The 15,422-nt window shown below is 63.8% G+C and carries 12 protein-coding genes; 9 read left to right on the top strand and 3 right to left on the bottom strand.

What is annotated here, in order from left to right; translation table 11 throughout:
• Positions 1-120: 120 nt before the first annotated feature.
• The gene (locus RN347_RS10375) at positions 121-2,112 is read right to left on the bottom strand and encodes a bifunctional 2',3'-cyclic-nucleotide 2'-phosphodiesterase/3'-nucleotidase (RefSeq protein WP_311958173.1); all 1,992 of its coding nucleotides are present in this window, start codon (positions 2,110-2,112) and stop codon (positions 121-123) included.
• A gap of 268 nt (positions 2,113-2,380) precedes the next feature.
• Here RN347_RS10375 and RN347_RS10370 point away from each other — a divergent pair, with 268 nt between their 5' ends.
• The 3 genes from RN347_RS10370 (at position 2,381) to RN347_RS10360 (ending at position 4,324) form a co-directional block, all read left to right on the top strand.
• Entirely contained in the window at positions 2,381-2,902 is a 522-nt protein-coding gene (locus RN347_RS10370; protein WP_263586867.1) for a DUF3455 domain-containing protein, read from the top strand.
• Positions 2,903-3,032: 130 nt separating this feature from the next.
• Complete coding sequence (locus RN347_RS10365; protein ID WP_263586868.1) at positions 3,033-3,596, top strand: sigma-70 family RNA polymerase sigma factor; 564 nt, start codon at positions 3,033-3,035, stop codon at positions 3,594-3,596.
• The gene (locus RN347_RS10360; protein ID WP_311958172.1) at positions 3,593-4,324 is read left to right on the top strand and encodes an anti-sigma factor domain-containing protein; all 732 of its coding nucleotides are present in this window, start codon (positions 3,593-3,595) and stop codon (positions 4,322-4,324) included. The genes RN347_RS10365 and RN347_RS10360 overlap by 4 nt, the downstream gene beginning before the upstream one ends.
• A gap of 4 nt (positions 4,325-4,328) precedes the next feature.
• Here RN347_RS10360 and trkA read toward each other — a convergent pair whose 3' ends face one another.
• Positions 4,329-5,702 (bottom strand): Trk system potassium transporter TrkA, encoded by a 1,374-nt coding sequence (trkA, locus tag RN347_RS10355; RefSeq protein WP_263586870.1) that lies wholly within the window; start codon positions 5,700-5,702, stop codon positions 4,329-4,331.
• 173 nt (positions 5,703-5,875) lie between these two features.
• On the opposite strand from trkA, the gene RN347_RS17120 reads away from it, so the two are divergent.
• The 6 genes from RN347_RS17120 to RN347_RS10330 all read left to right on the top strand — a co-directional run bounded on the left by RN347_RS17120 (position 5,876) and on the right by RN347_RS10330 (position 13,827).
• Positions 5,876-5,989: a potassium-transporting ATPase subunit F gene (locus tag RN347_RS17120; RefSeq protein ID WP_208623638.1), complete on the top strand. Its 114-nt coding sequence runs from the start codon at positions 5,876-5,878 to the stop codon at positions 5,987-5,989.
• 9 nt (positions 5,990-5,998) lie between these two features.
• Positions 5,999-7,690: a potassium-transporting ATPase subunit KdpA gene (gene kdpA, locus RN347_RS10350; protein WP_311958171.1), complete on the top strand. Its 1,692-nt coding sequence runs from the start codon at positions 5,999-6,001 to the stop codon at positions 7,688-7,690.
• A 10-nt stretch (positions 7,691-7,700) separates the two neighbouring features.
• Positions 7,701-9,737, top strand: coding sequence for a potassium-transporting ATPase subunit KdpB (kdpB, locus tag RN347_RS10345; RefSeq protein ID WP_311958170.1), 2,037 nt, complete (start codon positions 7,701-7,703; stop codon positions 9,735-9,737).
• Between the two features lie 11 nt (positions 9,738-9,748).
• Positions 9,749-10,426 (top strand): potassium-transporting ATPase subunit KdpC, encoded by a 678-nt coding sequence (kdpC, locus tag RN347_RS10340; RefSeq protein WP_311958169.1) that lies wholly within the window; start codon positions 9,749-9,751, stop codon positions 10,424-10,426.
• Positions 10,427-10,502: 76 nt separating this feature from the next.
• Positions 10,503-13,115, top strand: coding sequence for a sensor histidine kinase KdpD (locus tag RN347_RS10335; protein WP_311958168.1), 2,613 nt, complete (start codon positions 10,503-10,505; stop codon positions 13,113-13,115).
• Positions 13,105-13,827 (top strand): response regulator transcription factor, encoded by a 723-nt coding sequence (locus RN347_RS10330; RefSeq protein ID WP_311958167.1) that lies wholly within the window; start codon positions 13,105-13,107, stop codon positions 13,825-13,827. Before RN347_RS10335 ends, RN347_RS10330 begins: the two co-directional genes overlap by 11 nt.
• Here the strand turns inward: RN347_RS10330 and RN347_RS10325 are convergent.
• Entirely contained in the window at positions 13,824-15,314 is a 1,491-nt protein-coding gene (locus tag RN347_RS10325; RefSeq protein ID WP_311958166.1) for a TrkH family potassium uptake protein, read from the bottom strand. The genes RN347_RS10330 and RN347_RS10325 overlap by 4 nt on opposite strands.
• Positions 15,315-15,422 lie beyond the last annotated feature (108 nt).

The following is a 15,422-nucleotide window of genomic DNA, read 5'->3' as shown; positions in this document are numbered from 1 at the left end:
CTGTGCCTCGGGTAGCTTCTCACATCGAAAGGGGCGGGGCGCCATGGGCGCCGCGCCCCTTTTCGTTAACGCCCGCTTTTGGCACGTGCCGGCGCCGAGGGCGCCTGCACGTGTAAACGCTCAAAGCTTGATGCGATAGCGCGCGAAGCCGTTGTCACCGTCCCCGGCGGGTTCGATGTCCGTGGTCTGCGCCACGTCGTCCAGGTAGCGCTGCGCGCCGGGCCCGGTGTCGAACAGCGCCGTGGTGTCCGGCATCGGCTTGAACGACCAGTTGAAATCTGCCGCCGGGTCCACCGTTCCCTGCTCGACGATATAGCGCACGATGATGTCGCGGTTGGTGTCCGGCCCAACGAAGATGACCGCATCCGCGTCGATGCCGGGGAAGTTGCCGCCGCCGCCGGCGCGGTAGTTGTTGGTGGCCACCACGAACCGCTGTTCCAAATCGATCGGCGCGCCGTTAAAGGTCAGATCGACGATGCGGCGCGCCTCCGGGCGGGCAAGCTCGCCTTCGGCGGTGTAGCGCGCGGGCTTTGACAGATCGATGCGATAGCTCACGCCGTCGATCACATCGAAGTTGTAGGAGGGGAAGTCCTTGTTGAGAAGCGGTGCATCCACCGTGCCCTCGGGCACCTGGTGGAACATGCCGGCGGACATCTCGAGCCACTCGCGCACCTGGGCGCCGGTGACCGCCACGGCGCGAATGGTGTTGGGGTAAAGATACAGATCCGCCACGTGCTTGATGGCGATATCGCCGGCCGGAACGTCGGTGTAGTAGTCGGGCCCGCCGCGGCCGCCGGTCTTGAACGGCGCGGCGGCGGAGAGCACCGGTAGATCCGCGTACTCGCCGGTTTTCAGCATCTCCTTGATGTACCAGGTCTGTGCGTTGGCGACGAGCTGTACCGAGGGGTCGTCCGCGACCAGCGCGAAGTAGGAGTAGAGCGGCGCGGCACTTCGTCCGACCGGCGTGCGGATGTAGTCGAGTGTCGCCTGGTGCTCCTCGCTGACGGCGGCGGTGACGGCGGCGCTGGAGGTCACGGTGGGCACCACGTCGCGGCTCTCTTCGCGGTGATAGATCGGCCGCGCCTCGGTGGTGAAATCGACAATGCGCCAGCGGTCGCCGTCGCGTTCGAGCATCAGGTCGATCAGTCCCATGTGCGAGCCCCAGAAGCCCGCCATGACCGCTGGCTTGCCCATCAGCGTGCCGCGCTGCGGGTCGACCCCGTCGATGTTCTGAAAGTCGGTGGGACCGGGAAAGACCAGATGCTGATGGCCGGTGAAGATCGCGTCGATCCCTTCGACCCCGGCCAGATGGAGCGAGGCGTTCTCCATGCGCTCAGTCGGCCGCGCGCCGTCGATCCCCGAGTGTGACAACGCCACGATGATGTCCGCGCCTTCCTCCTTCATGACCGGCACCCAGGCGTTGGCCGCCTCGACGATATCGCGGGTATTGGCGGCGCCGGCAAGATGCTTTTCGTCCCATACCATGATTTGCGGCGGCACGAAGCCGATGAAGCCCACCTTGACGGTGCTGGCGCGCCCGGCGCCATCGATGATCGTCTTCTCCTTGATGAGATAAGGGCGCAGGAAAAGATCGTCGTCACGCGGGTTGGCCGCCAGCGCGCCGCGGGTCAGGTTGGCGCAAACGTAGGGAAAGTTGGCCCCGTTGAGCACCTTGAACATGAAGTCCAGGCCGTAGTTGAACTCGTGATTGCCCAGGGTGGCGACGTCGTAGCCCAGCACGTTCATGGCGTCGATCACCGGATGACGGTCGCCTTCACGCATTCCGCGTTCGTAGGCGATGTAGTCGCCCATTGGGTTACCCTGGAGAAAGTCGCCGTTGTCGATCAGCATCGCGTTGGTGGACTCTGCACGCACCGCGTCGATCAAGGAGGCGGTGCGGGCAAGCCCCATGGTGTCGTTGGGCTGATCGGCGTAGTAGTCGTAGGGCAGCACGTTGACGTGAATGTCGGTGGTTTCCATCAGCCGTAGGTGCGCCTGCCGGGGCGAGGCGTGCACGGCGAACGGGTGCAGCAGAATCAGCGAGGAGGAGGCGGCAAGCCCGCCCAGAAAGGTGCGGCGTGACAGGGTATACGGCGCTTGGTGTAACGACATGCAGTACTCCAAAAGGCAAAAGGCAAAAGGCAAAAGGCGGTAGGGTTTTCTTTAAAGCGTAGCGAGACCCTATGACGCTACGTTGACGCCCCTGTTTTTCGAAGGGTAAGACGCTGTTTTGACTATAAAAGAAAAGGCCCAAAAGCGGATAGCGCGTGGCGCGCCAAAAAAATTTTAAAAAAAGTGCATCCAAACGGGAGGCTCGTGTGTATCCCCTGTACAGCCGCCGGGAATGATGCGGCTGACAACAACCTTTAAGGAGACTGAAATGATTATTCAACATCTAACGCGTGCTACCCTGGCAACCGCCCTGATTGCATCCTTCAGTCACGCTGCTCTGGCACAAACGCCAGAGGACGTCCAGGTACCGGACGGCCACGCCGTTGCGCTCGAAACCGTCGGCGTTGGTGCGATCAAATACATGTGTGAAACCAACGATTCCGGCGACGTCGAGTGGGTCTTCAAGGGCCCGAGCGCGGCGCTCAACGACAGCGACGGCAACCAGGTTGGCAGCTACTACGGCCCGCCCGCCACGTGGGAAGCGCTGGACGGCTCCAAAGTGACCGGTACCCAGCTTGCCACTGCCGACAACGGTGAAGGCAACATTCCGCTTCAGCTGGTCGAAGCCAACCCGGCCGAAGGTGAAGGCGCCATGACCGGCGTTACTTACATTCAACGTTTGAATACCGAAGGCGGCGTCGCCCCGGACATGGAGTGTAACGCCGACCACGAAGGCGCGACCGCCATCGTCACGTATCAGGCCGACTACAACTTCTTCATGGCCGAGTAAGCCTCGCGCGATAAGAAGCAGTGAGGAGGGCTTGGCCCGCCTCAGTTGAATCAAGGGCTCGTTAAGCGGGCCCTTACTCGTTATGCTACCTCCGCGCACAGGGAAATGAGCCAGCGCATCACGAGGGAGCATGGCTGTGTCCGAAAACATCAACGAATTAGATGTCGCCGAAACGCTACGACGCTGCACCAACGGAGAGCAGGAGGCGCTTCACGCCCTCTATCGCCAGGAAGGCGCACGGATGCTCGGCGTCGTTTTGCGTATCGTCAAGGACCGCGGTATGGCGGAGGACATCGTCCACGACGCCTTTCTGTCGATCTGGCAGCGGGCCGATACCTTCGACCCGCAAAAGGGCGCCGCCCGTACCTGGATTTACAGCATCGCCCGTCACTTGGCACTCAACGCCATTCGACGGCGTGACCTGAGTGGTGACGAGGTCGAGCCGGATACCCTCGAGCAGCAGGATGTGAGACGCCCGGAAGGGCAGAGCGTCGACGCCTTCGACTGGCAAACCGGCCAGCGAATGGACGAATGCTTGAAAGAACTCGATGTCGAACGCCGCAACTGCGTGCTTCAGGCCTATGTCGATGGCTTGAGCCATGCAGAAATCGCCGCACACACGGGTGCGCCGCTGGGCACGGTCAAGGCCTGGATCAAGCGCAGCCTGGTGCGTTTAAGGGAGTGTCTGGCATGAAAGCCGCCGATCAACACGATGACAACCACGCCCTGGCGGGAGAGTACGTTCTCGGCACGCTGAGTTTTACCGAGCGCCAGGCATTCGAAGCGCGCCTGGAAAACGACCCAGCCCTACAGCAAGCGGTCCGCGACTGGGAAGAGCGCTTTTTCCCCTACAACGCGCTGACCGAGCCGGTGGCCCCGAGCGATTTTCTCTGGCCACGTATTCAGCGAAGCCTCGACGAGCGCCGCCCGGCGCCGGTCGACACGGCCTCGTTGTCGAACCCGCCCGTCCAGGCGCCCAGCCTTTGGCAGCGCCTTGGCTTCTGGCGCGCGGTGTCCGGGATGGGCGTCGCCGCCACGATCCTGATGGCCGCGCTTTTGCTGCTGCAGCCGCTGGGCCCCGTCACGCCGGAGTACATGGTGGTGCTGCTGGCGCCGCAGAACCAGTCTGCCGGTTGGGTGGTGCAGGCGGCCAACCGCCGTCAAATCGAGCTGATACCGCTGGGCACGTTCGAGGTGCCCGAAGGCAAGACGCTGGAGTTCTGGACCAAGGCCGACGACTGGCAGCGGCCCGTGTCACTAGGGCTGGTCGAACCCGGCGAGCCCATCCGCCTGAATCTCGATGACCTGCCGCCGCTCGAGGACAACCAGCTCTTCGAGCTCACGCTGGAAGACGCCACCGGTTCGCCCACCGGCCTGCCCACCGGCCCCATCGAGTATATCGGGCGCGCCGTGGAGATCTGAGCCCTCAGAAAAAGCTCAAGCCCACCTGGAAAAGCCGCTCGACGTCGCGAATCCGTCGCTTGTCGATCACGAACAGAATCACGTGATCGCCGCTTTCCACCGTGGCGTCCCCGTGGGCGATGATGACCTCCTTGCCGCGCACCATCGCCCCGATGGTCGTGCCCTCGGGCAGGTCGATGTCGCGCACCGCCCGGCCCACCACTTTCGACGACTGCTTGTCGCCGTGGGCGATCGCCTCGATCGCCTCGGCAGCCCCGCGTCTGAGCGAATGCACGTTGACGATATCGCCCCGGCGCACGTGGGTGAGAAGGCTCCCGATGGTCGCCTGCTGCGGTGAAATCGCGATGTCGATCTCGCCGCCCTGCACCAGATCCACGTAGGCGGCGTTGTTGATCAGCGTCAGCACCTTCTTGGCCCCCAGCCGCTTGGCCAGCAGCGACGACATGATGTTGACCTCATCGTCGTTGGTCAGCGCGCAGAAGATGTCGCAATCCTCGATGTTCTCCTCTTCGAGCAGCCGCTTGCTGGTGGCGCTGCCGTGGAGCACCACGGTGCGGTCGAGGCGCTCTGAAAGCGTGGTGCAGCGCTCGAGACTGTGCTCGATGATCTTGACCTGATGGCTGTGCTCGAGATGCTCGGCCAGGCGCTCGCCGATGTTGCCGCCCCCTGCGATCACCACCCGGCGAAAGCCGCGCTCGACGCGTCTGAGCTCGCTCATCACCGCGCGGATATCGCGCCGCGCGGCGAGAAAGAACACCTCGTCGTCGGCTTCGATCACCGTATCGCCGCGCGGGATGATCGGCCGGTTGCGCCGGTAGATGGCCGCTACGCGGGTGTCGACGTTGGGCATGTGGCGCCCCAGAAAGGCGAGGTCCTGGCCCACCAACGGGCCGCCGTAGAACGCCTTGACCGCCACGAGCTGGACGAGCCCACCGGCGAATTCCAGCACCTGCAGCGCCCCCGGGTGTTCGATCAAGCGGCGTACGTGATCGGTGACCACCTGCTCGGGGCTGATCAGCACGTCGATGGGAATCGCTTCGTGGGCAAACAGGCCCTTGCGGGTCAGATAGGGCGTGGCGCGCACCCGGGCGATCTTGGTCGGCGTGCGAAATAGCGTATGCGCCACCTGGCAGGCGATCATGTTGACTTCGTCGGAGTTGGTGACGGCGATCAGCATGTCGGCGTCCTCGCAGCCGGCCTGGCGCAGCACGATGGGGTAGGAGCCGGCGCCGGTGACGGTGCGAATATCGAGTTTGGTGTGCAGCTCGCGGAGCTTGGCGGCATCGGTGTCGACCACGGTGATGTCGTTCTCTTCACGCGCGAGGTGTTCGGCCAGCGTACCGCCGACCTGGCCGGCGCCAAGAATGATGATTTTCATCGGGGCAGGTTCACTTGATCAACAGGGCAGCGTCGATAGTCCCTTATTCATGGGGAAGCTGTCGAGAGCACGCGGTCGCAAGATCCCTCCAAAACGCCTTGAATGGCGTTTTTTTACGCCTTTTTAACGCCTGAGGCCCCAAACGACATCGAATTTTTACGCCTGCTCTTCTTATGCTCGTTGGGTCAATCACAGGAGGCGTATTGATGAATATTGTACTGCTGATCATCGCGACGGTTACGGCCACGTATCTGTTCTACGCATTAATCTGCCCCGAGCGTTTCTAGGAGATCGCCATGAATGACATGATCGCGATTTACGCGCTGGTGGCACTGCTCGGCGTGCCGCTGGGGCTCTACATGGGGCGGGCGCTGGGGAGCAGGCGAACCCGGATGGATGCGCTGTTCGCCGTCATTGAAACCCCCATCTACCGCTTGGCAGGTATCGACAGCCATCAGAGCATGACCTGGCAGGCCTATGCGCTGGCCATCCTGAAGCTCCATGCAGGGCTGATCCTGCTGGCCTGGCTGGTCTTCATGTTCCAGGGCATGCTGCCGCTGAACCCGGACGGTATCGCCGGCATGCCCTGGGATACCGCGCTGCATACGGCGGTATCGTTTGCGACCAACACCAACCAGCAGCACTACTCGGGCCAGGCGCAGCTTTCGCACCTGAGCCAGACGCTGGCGATTGTCACGCTGCAGTTTCTGACCCCGGCCACGGGGCTTGCGGTGCTGGTGGCCATCGCGCGCACGCTGTTGATCAAGCGCGGCGCCAGCGTGCTCAAAGGCGTGGGCAACTACTACCAGGACCTGACCCGCGGCGTGGTACGCGTTCTGCTGCCTCTGGCCGTCGTGGTGGCGCTGCTGCTCACCTGGCAGGGCGTACCGGCAAGCTATCAGGCGGCGCCTCAGGTTGAAATGCTGGACCCCCAGGTCGAGGAGGTACAGTCCATTCCGCTCGGGCCGGTGGCCTCCATGGTTGCCATCAAGCAGCTGGGCACCAACGGTGGCGGCTGGTACGGACCCAACTCCAGCGTGCCGCTCGAGAACCCCACGCCGCTTGCCAACGTGATTGAAACCGCCTCGCTTACGCTGATTCCGGTGGCGCTGCTGTTTGCCATTGCCCTGATCAGCGGTCGTCGGCGGCTCATGCTGGGGGTGGGGGTGGTGATGCTGGTGTTCTCGCTCGTCTCCACCTCGGTGGTGGTCTACTCCGAACGGATGCCCAACGTCGCGCTTGCCGAGCTTTCCCAGCCCGGGGCCAACCTGGAGGGCAAGGAGCTCCGTTTCGGTACGGACCTTTCCGCGCTGTGGGGCAGTTGGACCACCCAGACCTCCAACGGCTCGGTCAATGCCATGCACGACAGCTTCAACCCCATGGGCGGCATGATGCTGCTGATGGACATGTTCGTGAACGTGACCTTTGGTGGCATAGGGGTGGGGCTGATTGGCTTCTTTCTCTACCTGATGCTGGCCGCCTTTGTCGGCTCACTGATGGTCGGCCGGGCACCGGAGCTTTTCGGCAAGCCCCTGGAGACCCGCGAGATGCGCTGGATTTCCCTGGCAATTCTGGCCCAGCCGCTGGTCATTCTGGGGCTTTCGGCACTCACGGTGGCCATGCCTGGCGCCGTGCAGAACTCGAATCCCGGCTTCCATGGCCTGTCCCAGGTGCTCTACGAATTTACCTCGGCATTTGCCAACAACGGCTCCGGTTTCGAGGGGCTGGGGGACGCCACGCCCTGGTGGAACCTTGCCTGTGTGGTGGCGCTTCTGGTGGGGCGTTTTCTGCCCATGCTGGTGCCTCTGGCGGTGGCCGCGTGGCTGGCGGGCAAGCGCGCGGCTCCTGCTGGCCGGGGCACGCTTCCTATGGACAGCCTGGCGTTCATGGGCCTGACCGCCGGGGTGATCGTGATTGTCAATCTGCTGGGCTTTTTGCCGGCGCTGGTGCTGGGCCCCATTGCCGAAGCCGTCGTGCAGGGCTTCTAGGAGAAACGAGATGTCAGATACACCGTTAGTCAACAAGCCACGCCGTTCGCTGCCCGTGGGGCAGGTGGTCACCGGCGCGATCAAGGGCCTGGCGCCGCAGCTTCTGGCCCGCAATCCCGTCATGGCCGTGGTCGCCATTGGCACCGTGGTGTGCTTTGCGCTGACCCCCGTGGCCTTTGCCCAGGGTGAAAACGGTGGCTTTGCCCTGGCCATTGCGCTGCTGCTGCTGGCCACGGTGCTGTTCGCCACCGGCGCGGAGTCGCTGGCGGAGTCACGCGGCAAGGCGCACGCCGGGGCACTGCGCAAGACCAAGGGAGAACTCACCGCGCAGAGGCTCGATGCCGATGGCTCGATCCACCCAGTGTCCGCCGATTCCCTGCGCCGCGGCGATAGGGTGAAGGTGATGGCCGGTGAGCTGATTCCGGCGGATGGCGACATCGTCGAGGGCGCGGCGTCCATCAACGAATCCGCGGTGACCGGCGAATCCGCCCCGGTACTGCGTGAAGCCGGTACCGATAACAGCGGTGTCAGCGCAGGTACCAAGGTGCTGTCGGATCAGCTGATCATCGAGGTGAGCGCCAATCCCGGCGAGTCGCTGCTGGATCGCATGATTGCCCTGGTCGAAGGTGCCAGCCGTCAGAAGACGCCTTCGGAGCTGGCGCTGTCGGTGCTGCTGGCCATGCTCACCCTGGTGTTTCTGATCGTGGTGGTGACCCTGGTGCCCATGGCTGCCTTCGTCGGTGTGGAAACGTCCACGGTGATGCTGGTGGCGCTGCTGGTGTGTTTGATTCCCACCACCATCGGCGGCCTGCTGCCGGCCATCGGCATTGCCGGCATGGAGCGCGCCCTGCGCGCCAACCTGGTGGCCAAGTCGGGCAAGGCCGTCGAGATTGCCGGCAGCATCGATACGCTGCTGCTGGACAAGACCGGCACCATTACCCTGGGGGATCGCCGCGCCACGGAGTTTGCCCCCTGCCAGCAGGTATCGCGTCAGCGCCTGCGCGACGTGGCATTCTTGACCTCACTGGACGATCCGACCCCGGAAGGCCGCTCGATTGTCGCGCTGGCCACCGAGCAGGGCGTGGATAGTCAGCTCAGTGAAGAGGCCGACGGCGCCACGTTTGAAGCCTTCAGCGCACAGACCCGGCTCTCCGGCGTTGACCTGACGAGCGGACGCACACTGCGCAAAGGGGCGCCCAACGCCATCGCCGCCTGGGTGACGGCGCAGGGCGGCGAGATACCCGGCGACTACGAGCAGGTGATTGCGCGTATTTCCCGAGACGGCGCCACGCCCATCGCCGTGGCCGAAGGCAAGCAGCTGCTGGGCGTGGTGGCACTGTCTGACGTGATCAAGAGCGGTATTGCAGAGAAGTTTGCCGAGCTGCGCGCCATGGGCATCAAGACGGTCATGATCACCGGCGACAACCCGATCACCGCCTCGGCGATTGCCGCCACGGCAGGGGTGGATGACTACATTGCCGAGGCGACCCCGGAGCGCAAGCTGGCGCTGATTCGCGAAGAGCAGGCCAGCGGCCGCCTGGTGGCCATGGTAGGGGACGGCACAAATGATGCGCCCGCGCTTGCCCAGGCGGATCTTGGTCTGGCGATGAACTCGGGCACTCAGGCCGCCCGCGAGGCCGCCAACATGGTGGATCTGGACTCCGACCCCGGCAAGCTGATCAGCGCGGTGGAAATCGGCAAGCAGCTGCTGGTGACGCGCGGAGCGCTGACCACGTTTTCGCTGGCCAACGACGTCGCCAAGTACTTCGTCATTCTGCCGGCGCTGTTTGCCGCGAGCATTCCAGCGCTTGGCGTGCTGGATGTGATGAATCTGCACTCGCCTACCTCGGCGGTGCTGGCCGCGGTGCTGTTCAATGCGCTGATCATTCCGGCACTGATCCCCTTCGCCCTGCGCGGGGTGTCGGTCAAGGCGGCTTCGGCCACGGAGCTTCTGCGTCGCAATCTGCTCATCTATGGGCTCGGCGGGCTGCTGCTGCCGTTCCCTGCCATCAAGCTGCTGGACATGCTGATCGCCCTGTTCCTTTAGGAGAAACATCGATGGAAACTGTCGAGAACGTCGAGCAAGAAACGTTACCCGTGGAAGACGAGGCCCTTCAGACACGCGCCTCGTGGAGCAGCGCGCTGCGCTTTCTGGCCGTGATGGCCGTGCTTTTGGGGCTTGCCTACCCCCTGGCCACCACCGCCGTCGGCGGCTGGCTGTTTCCGGAACAGGCGGGCGGCAGCCTGCTGCGGGACGCCTCGGGAAGGGTCATCGGCTCCCGCCTGGTCGCCCAGACCTTTGTGGGCAATGAATACTTTATCGGCCGACCCTCTGCCGCGGGCAACGATGCGGCCAGTGTATCCGGCTCCAATCTGGCACCCAGCAACGTGGCGCTGCGCGAGCGGGCTGAAGCCGACGCCCAGGCCATTGCCCTGCGTGAAGGTGTCAGTGTCGATCAGATACCTGTCGATCTGATTACCGCCTCCGGTTCCGGGGTTGACCCGCATATGTCGCCGGAAGCCGCCAGGCTCCAGGTGGCAAGGGTAGCGCAGGCACGCCAAATCGACGAAGCTAGCGTGACCGCGCTGCTTGAGCCCGCCCTTGAGAATACCGGCTGGCTGGGGGCGCCGGTGATCAACGTGCTGCGTCTGAACGCAAGCCTTGATGAACGCTACCCGGCTGCACCGGGGGCTGACTCGGCAGCAAACGATACCCCTTCAAACACCGTGGAGTGATACGATGTATTCAGCGGATCCGCGGCCCGATCCCGATGCATTACTCAAAGCCGCGCGCCGGGAGGCGCGCGGCTGTTTGCGTGTATTCCTGGGCGCCGCTCCTGGCGTCGGCAAGACCTACACCATGCTGCGCACCGCGCGCGAACGTATGGAAGAGGGCGAGGATATCGTGATCGGCGTGGTGGAGTCCCACGGGCGTGCCGACACCGAGGCGCTGTGCGAGGGGCTGGCACGCATTCCGCTTTCGCCCCTGCAGCACCACGGGCGAACGTTTCACGAGTTCGATCTCGATGCCGCCCTGGCGCGGCGCCCCGGCATTCTGCTGGTGGATGAACTCGCCCATCGCAATATCCCCGGCAGCCGCCACGCCAGACGCTATCAGGATATCGAGGAGCTTCTGGAGGCGGGCATCGACGTGTGGACCACGGTCAACGTCCAGCATCTGGAGAGCCTCAATGACGACGTCGCCCGGATTACCGGCATCCGCATGCGCGAAACCGTGCCCGATACGCTGCTCGAGCGCGCCCGCGATGTATCGCTGGTTGACCTCACGCCCGAAGAGTTACTCGAGCGACTGAGGCGTGGCAAGGTGTACATCCCCGAGCAGGCCCGGGCCGCCATGGAGGGGTATTTCAACGAGTCGAACCTCAACGCGCTGCGCGAGCTGGCCATTCAGACCATGGCCGAGCGGGTCGATGCCGATGTAAAGGTGGCCATGGACGCCGGTGGGCGGGCGGGGCCCTGGCCGGTCAGGCCGCATCTGGTCGTGGTCATCAACGGCGGTGACGAGGATATATCGCTGGTGCGCGCGGCCCACCGGATGGCCGAGCGGCGCCTGGCGGTGTGGCGCGCCGTCTATGTAGACAAGGGCGCCGACAGCGCCGAGCAGCAGCTGGCGGTCGAACAGACCTTCAGCCTGGTGACCCGATTGGGCGGTGATTCGCTACGCCTGCAGGGGCAAAGCCAGCTGGGGGAAGTGGTCAATTACGCCCGCGCCATCAATGCCACCACGATCGTGGTGGGGCGCGAGGTCAGACGCCGCGCATGGCCATGGTCGCGGCCGCTGGCTCAGCGGTTGCTGGCCCGTGCCGAGGCATTCGATATCGTCGTGGTGGCAAAGGGAGGCGGCAACCGCCGTCGGCCGCTGCGTCGCCTGGGGGTACGGCTGCGTCCTTCTCAGTTCATCGCCACCAGTTTGGGCGTGGCGGCGTCGCTTGGCGTGGCGCTTTTGCTGGAACCCTGGCTGGAGCTTGCCAATCTGTCGCTGGTGTTTCTGGCCGCGGTCCTGTTCAGCGCCGTATGGGCAGGCACCACCATGGCCATGTTCAGCGCCGTGGCCGGTTTTCTGGTGTTCAATTTCTTCTTTACCCAGCCGCGCCTGACCTTTGCGATGGTGGAGCGCGGCCAGCTGCTGACGGTGGTGCTGTTCTTTCTGGTGGCCCTGGTGGTGGGCCAGCTTGCCGGGCGCGGGCGTCAGCGGCTGATGGCGCTGCGCGCAAGCCGCGACCAGACCCGGCTGCTGCTGCGCTACGCCGAGCAGCTCTCCATGGCGACCGACAGCAAAGGCGTTGCCAAGGTGGGGGTGGATACCCTGGTGGACTGCTTTATGGTGCCTACCGCATTTCTCGAGAGTGCCGAAAGTGCCAGCGAAGTGCGCGTAGTGCATGCGCTGCCGGCTTCCGAGCACCTGGACATCACCGCCCGGCAGGCCGCGGTATGGAGCTGGCAGCACCAGAAACCCAGCGGCCGCGGCACCCAGACGCTCAGCCAGCAGGCCTGGCGCCTGACGCCGCTGACCGTGCAGGGGCAAGGCGTGGGCATGCTGGCGCTCAAGCTGTCGGCGGCTCCCAAGGCCTTGAGCCACGAGCAGGAAGCGCTGATGGATACCCTGGTGCGCCAGCTCAGCATGGCGCTGGAGCGTACCCGCCTGGTGTCCGAGCTCAACGCCACGCGGGTGTCCGAGGAGAACGAGCGGCTGCGCTCGGCGCTGCTGTCATCGGTCTCCCACGATCTGCGCACGCCGCTTGCCTCGATCATCGGGGCGACCAGCTCGCTGATCGACCTCAGGCCACAGCTCAGCGACAGTGACCAGCGCGAACTGCTCGACGGTATTCTGTCCGAAAGTGAGCGCCTTAACCGCTACATCCAGAACCTGCTGGACATGACGCGTCTGGGCCACGGCACGCTCAAGCTCGAGCGTGACTGGGTGGCGTTCGAGGACCTGATCAACTCGGCGCTCAAACGCCTGGGGCACTCCTTGAAGCACGTGACGGTGCGCCGGTTTTGGCCCGCGTCACTGCCGCTTTTGTACGTTCATCCGGCGCTGATCGAGCAGGCGCTGGTCAACGTGCTGGATAACGCCCAGCGATTTTCACCGCCGGGTGGCGAGCTTTGTATCAAGGCGCACCTGCGTGAAGGAGAGCCCGCGACGCTGGTGATCACCATCGAGGATCAGGGGCCGGGCATTGCTCATGATCTGCGCGAGCAGGTATTCGACATGTTCTACAGCGGTGGCGACGGCGACCGCAGTGCTCACGGCAGTGGCCTGGGGCTTGCGATCTGCCGCGGCATGGTCGGCGCCCACGGGGGCACGATCAGTGCCGATACCGCAGAAAGCGGGCGGGGCACCGCCATCATCATGACCCTGCCGCTATTGGAGACCGACCCAGGAAGAGCCGATGAAGAGTGAAGGCAGCACACGCATACTGATTGTTGACGACGAGCCGCAGATCCGGCGTTTTCTGCGCATCAGTCTGGCGTCCCAGGGGTACGCGGTAATCGAAGCCGAGAACGGCGAGCAGGCGCTGGGCGCGGTGTATACCCAGGCGCCGGACGTGGTGCTGCTCGATCTGGGGCTGCCCGACATGGATGGCCATGAGGTGCTGCGCGGCATCCGCGAGCACAGCAGCGTGCCGGTGATCGTGGTCTCCGTGCGCGACCGTGAAGAGGAGAAGGTCAGCTCGCTGGATAACGGTGCCAACGACTACGTGACCAAGCCGTTCGGCATTCAGGAGCTTCTGGCGCGTATCCGCGCCGTGCAGCGCCAGGCGCTGCGGGCGAAGGGCGAGGCGGTCGCCCGCTGCTATACAAGCCAGGGGCTCACCATTGACCTGGAGCTTCGCCGGGTAGCGTTGAACCAGGTGCCGGTGCACCTTACTCGCAAGGAGTTCGCGGTGCTGGCCCGCCTGTGCCGCTATACGGGCCGGGTGGTGACCCAGACCCAGCTACTCAAGGAAGTGTGGGGCCCGACCCACGTGGACGATACCCACTACCTTCGCATCGTGGTCAGCCGGCTGCGCCAGAAACTCGGCGACGACCCCCAGACGCCGGTACTGCTGCAGACCGAAGCCGGCGTCGGGTATCGGCTTTTAGTGGAGCCCGTGCGCGCGCACGCCATCTAGCGACGCCAGAACATCGGTGTCATCAGTACCACCACAGTGAGGATTTCCAGCCGGCCCATCAGCATGCCGATGCACAAAAGCCACTTCGCCGCATCCGGCAGGGTGTAGAAGTTGCCGGCCGGGCCAATGGTATCGCCAAGCCCCGGGCCCACGTTGGCCACCGCCGTGGCCGCCCCGGTCACGGCGGTTACCAGGTCCAGCCCCAGCACAGAGAGCAGCAGGGCCAGCACCGCGATGGTGATGAAGAAGAAGAAGGAAAACGCCACCACGCTTCTGGAAATATCGCTGGTAACCGGCTGCTGGTTATAGTGCGTGGTGAAGACACCGTTGGCATGAATCAGATAGCGCAGCTGGTTGCGCAGCATCAGCATGGCAATCTGGAAACGGAAGATCTTTATGCCACCGCTGGTGGAGCCGCTGCAGCCCCCGACAAAGGTCAGGTAGAAAAACGCCACCACCGGCAGCGACCCCCACAGCGTGTAATCATCCGACGCGTAGCCGGTGGTAGTGACAACGGAAATCACGTTGAAGGTAACGTGGGTGAGCGACACGAACCAGTCATCGCCCTGAAGCACCCGCCAGGCGCTGAGGATCAGGATCGCCGCCAGCAGCAGCTTCAAGAGCCCGCGTACCTGCTGGTCTTTCCACAGCGCGCTGCGTGAGGTGCGGATAAAGCGGATATACAGCACAAAGGGCAGCGCGCCGCTGAGCATGAAGGCGCTGGCCATCCACAAGAGCCAGGGCTTTTCCGCATAAGCCCCGAAGGAGGCATCGGAGTTGGCAAAGCCGCCTGTCGAAAGCGATGACATGGCATGCACGATGGCGTCCAGTGGGTGCATGCCGCCTAGCCAGTAGCAGATCATGGCCAGTAGGGTCAGCGCCACATAGATGCTCAAGGTGGCCTTGGCAATGCCGCCTGTTCGCGGCATCACCTTGTCCGACCAGTCGGAGGACTCGGTATGGAAAAGGCGCATGCCGCCCACTTTCAGAAACGGCAGAATGGCGATGCCCATCACGATGATGCCTATACCGCCGAGCCACTGCATCAAACCCCGCCAGAGCTTGAGGCCGTCAGAAAGATGCTCGATGCCCACCATCACGGTGGAGCCGGTGGTGGTGATCGCCGACACCGATTCGAACACCGCATTGGTGACGCTCAATTGCGGGGCGCCCAGAATCAAGGGAAGGCTTGCAAAGCCGCTAACGCTCGCCCAGCTTGCCGCGGTTAGCACAAACATCTGCCAGGGTTTAAGCTCAATGGGAACGCGGTGCGTCGCGGCAAGCGCCCCCCCGGCGAGCGTCATCACGATCACGATCGCCAGAATGAAGGCCTTGGCGTCCGGGTCATGTTCCCAGAGCAGCACCACTAGCGGCACCAGCATGAAAAGCGCCAGCACTACCCAGAGCACCGCCAGAATTCGCACGATGGGCGCAAAGCGCCGGCGAAGCGCCCAGTGTTTCACTCTATGCACATTCAAAAAGGGCATTGCGTTCCCTCGAGGATCATCCAGCGCTATCTCAGCACGGGGTAGTATAAAAAGTCTGTAAAAAGTAAGGGATACTTTTTTTATGCCAGCAAGTCTTTAGCGAGCGGT

It is taken from the genome of Halomonas sp. PAMB 3264 (genome assembly GCF_031954245.1).
Taxonomy (GTDB): domain Bacteria; phylum Pseudomonadota; class Gammaproteobacteria; order Pseudomonadales; family Halomonadaceae; genus Vreelandella.
The sequence above is the reverse complement of the archived record's forward strand: the minus strand, read 5'-3'. Positions and strand labels throughout refer to the sequence as shown.

Bases quoted from the DNA above. Each gene is read 5' to 3' on its own strand.
- RN347_RS10365 (WP_263586868.1), top strand. From the start codon at position 3,033: ATGGCTGTGTCCGAAAACATCAACGAATTAGATGTCGCCGAAACGCTA.
- RN347_RS10360 (WP_311958172.1), top strand. From the start codon at position 3,593: ATGAAAGCCGCCGATCAACACGATGACAACCACGCCCTGGCGGGAGAG.
- RN347_RS10370 (WP_263586867.1), top strand. From the start codon at position 2,381: ATGATTATTCAACATCTAACGCGTGCTACCCTGGCAACCGCCCTGATT.
- kdpA (WP_311958171.1), top strand. From the start codon at position 5,999: ATGAATGACATGATCGCGATTTACGCGCTGGTGGCACTGCTCGGCGTG.
- kdpC (WP_311958169.1), top strand. From the start codon at position 9,749: ATGGAAACTGTCGAGAACGTCGAGCAAGAAACGTTACCCGTGGAAGAC.
- RN347_RS10375 (WP_311958173.1), bottom strand. From the start codon at position 2,112: ATGTCGTTACACCAAGCGCCGTATACCCTGTCACGCCGCACCTTTCTG.
- trkA (WP_263586870.1), bottom strand. From the start codon at position 5,702: ATGAAAATCATCATTCTTGGCGCCGGCCAGGTCGGCGGTACGCTGGCC.
- RN347_RS17120 (WP_208623638.1), top strand. From the start codon at position 5,876: ATGCTCGTTGGGTCAATCACAGGAGGCGTATTGATGAATATTGTACTG.
- RN347_RS10330 (WP_311958167.1), top strand. From the start codon at position 13,105: ATGAAGAGTGAAGGCAGCACACGCATACTGATTGTTGACGACGAGCCG.
- RN347_RS10325 (WP_311958166.1), bottom strand. From the start codon at position 15,314: ATGCCCTTTTTGAATGTGCATAGAGTGAAACACTGGGCGCTTCGCCGG.
- kdpB (WP_311958170.1), top strand. From the start codon at position 7,701: ATGTCAGATACACCGTTAGTCAACAAGCCACGCCGTTCGCTGCCCGTG.